3 tRNA genes and 2 rRNA genes (1 of these 5 cut by a window edge) are annotated in these 2,500 nt (G+C 51.6%); all 5 read right to left on the bottom strand.

The features are described 5' to 3' along the window. A 23S ribosomal RNA gene (locus ACFVFS_RS40360) occupies window positions 1–353 on the bottom strand; it reaches 2,577 nt to the left of the window's first position. 82 nt (window positions 354–435) lie between these two features. Further along, window positions 436–511: transfer RNA gene (locus ACFVFS_RS40355), tRNA-Ala, on the bottom strand. A gap of 14 nt (window positions 512–525) precedes the next feature. Beyond that, window positions 526–602 (bottom strand) — tRNA-Ile (locus tag ACFVFS_RS40350). Window positions 603–704: 102 nt separating this feature from the next. Further along, window positions 705–2,254, bottom strand: a 16S ribosomal RNA gene (locus ACFVFS_RS40345). The 16S and 23S rRNA genes sit together here with 3 tRNA genes alongside, the layout of an rRNA operon. A gap of 166 nt (window positions 2,255–2,420) precedes the next feature. After that, a tRNA-Ala gene (locus tag ACFVFS_RS40340) sits at window positions 2,421–2,496 on the bottom strand. Window positions 2,497–2,500: the final 4 nt, after the last annotated feature.

The raw sequence follows: 2,500 nt of genomic DNA, 5'->3' as shown, positions 1-2,500 counted from the left end.
TCCAGACCTCTTCATCTACCTCGTTCCTTTGTAACTCCGTACAGAGTGTCCTACAACCCCAAGAGGCAAGCCTCTTGGTTTGGGCTGGTCCCGTTTCGCTCGCCGCTACTCAGGGAATCGCATTTGCTTTCTCTTCCTCCGGGTACTTAGATGTTTCAGTTCCCCGGGTCTGCCTTCTCATATCCTATGTATTCAGATATGGATACCACTCCATTACGAGTGGTGGGTTTCCCCATTCGGAAATCTCCGGATCAAAGCTTGCTTACAGCTCCCCGAAGCATATCGGTGTTCGTCCCGTCCTTCATCGGCTCCTAGTGCCAAGGCATCCACCGTGCGCCCTTTCTAACTTAACCGTTAAAAAGAATCACTACGTGATATCTTGTATTACTAATTGAATGTGAATTACTTCTGTTATCTAGTTTTCAAAGAACACGTTGGTGGAGCCTAGCGGGATCGAACCGCTGACCTCCTGCGTGCAAAGCAGGCGCTCTCCCAGCTGAGCTAAGGCCCCGTATTGGGTAAAGATGGTGGGCCTGAGTGGACTCGAACCACCGACCTCACGCTTATCAGGCGTGCGCTCTAACCAGCTGAGCTACAGGCCCATCTTAACTTATTTAAGGAACAAAGTTCCTTCAAAACTAAACAAGACAGGGAACGTTCTGTTTATAAGACCCAAGGTCTTATATTCCGTATAATATCCTTAGAAAGGAGGTGATCCAGCCGCACCTTCCGATACGGCTACCTTGTTACGACTTCACCCCAATCATCTGTCCCACCTTCGGCGGCTGGCTCCTAAAAGGTTACCTCACCGACTTCGGGTGTTACAAACTCTCGTGGTGTGACGGGCGGTGTGTACAAGGCCCGGGAACGTATTCACCGCGGCATGCTGATCCGCGATTACTAGCGATTCCAGCTTCACGCAGTCGAGTTGCAGACTGCGATCCGAACTGAGAACAGATTTGTGGGATTGGCTTAACCTCGCGGTTTCGCTGCCCTTTGTTCTGTCCATTGTAGCACGTGTGTAGCCCAGGTCATAAGGGGCATGATGATTTGACGTCATCCCCACCTTCCTCCGGTTTGTCACCGGCAGTCACCTTAGAGTGCCCAACTGAATGCTGGCAACTAAGATCAAGGGTTGCGCTCGTTGCGGGACTTAACCCAACATCTCACGACACGAGCTGACGACAACCATGCACCACCTGTCACTCTGCTCCCGAAGGAGAAGCCCTATCTCTAGGATTGTCAGAGGATGTCAAGACCTGGTAAGGTTCTTCGCGTTGCTTCGAATTAAACCACATGCTCCACCGCTTGTGCGGGCCCCCGTCAATTCCTTTGAGTTTCAGTCTTGCGACCGTACTCCCCAGGCGGAGTGCTTAATGCGTTAGCTGCAGCACTAAGGGGCGGAAACCCCCTAACACTTAGCACTCATCGTTTACGGCGTGGACTACCAGGGTATCTAATCCTGTTCGCTCCCCACGCTTTCGCTCCTCAGCGTCAGTTACAGACCAGAGAGTCGCCTTCGCCACTGGTGTTCCTCCACATCTCTACGCATTTCACCGCTACACGTGGAATTCCACTCTCCTCTTCTGCACTCAAGTTTCCCAGTTTCCAATGACCCTCCACGGTTGAGCCGTGGGCTTTCACATCAGACTTAAGAAACCACCTGCGCGCGCTTTACGCCCAATAATTCCGGATAACGCTTGCCACCTACGTATTACCGCGGCTGCTGGCACGTAGTTAGCCGTGGCTTTCTGGTTAGGTACCGTCAAGGTGCCGCCCTATTTGAACGGCACTTGTTCTTCCCTAACAACAGAGCTTTACGATCCGAAAACCTTCATCACTCACGCGGCGTTGCTCCGTCAGACTTTCGTCCATTGCGGAAGATTCCCTACTGCTGCCTCCCGTAGGAGTCTGGGCCGTGTCTCAGTCCCAGTGTGGCCGATCACCCTCTCAGGTCGGCTACGCATCGTTGCCTTGGTGAGCCGTTACCTCACCAACTAGCTAATGCGCCGCGGGTCCATCTGTAAGTGGTAGCCGAAGCCACCTTTTATGTCTGAACCATGCGGTTCAAACAACCATCCGGTATTAGCCCCGGTTTCCCGGAGTTATCCCAGTCTTACAGGCAGGTTACCCACGTGTTACTCACCCGTCCGCCGCTAACATCAGGGAGCAAGCTCCCATCTGTCCGCTCGACTTGCATGTATTAGGCACGCCGCCAGCGTTCGTCCTGAGCCAGGATCAAACTCTCCGATAAAGTAGTTTGACTGACTACGCACATCGCTGTGCGATTTATTTAAAACTTTGAATTAACAGGTACGTTTTGTCTTGTTTAGTTTTCAAAGATCATTTTTGTTCACTTTCTCAAGCAACTTTTTAAGTATATAATAAGTTTCTCTTAAAGTCAACATGTTTTTTATAAATGGTGGAGCCTAGCGGGATCGAACCGCTGACCTCCTGCGTGCAAAGCAGGCGCTCTCCCAGCTGAGCTAAGGCCCCGAAG

It is taken from the genome of Kitasatospora sp. NPDC057692, from assembly GCF_042799475.1.
Classification (GTDB): Bacteria; Actinomycetota; Actinomycetes; order Streptomycetales; family Streptomycetaceae; genus Kitasatospora.
The sequence above is the reverse complement of the archived record's forward strand: the minus strand, read 5'-3'. Positions and strand labels throughout refer to the sequence as shown.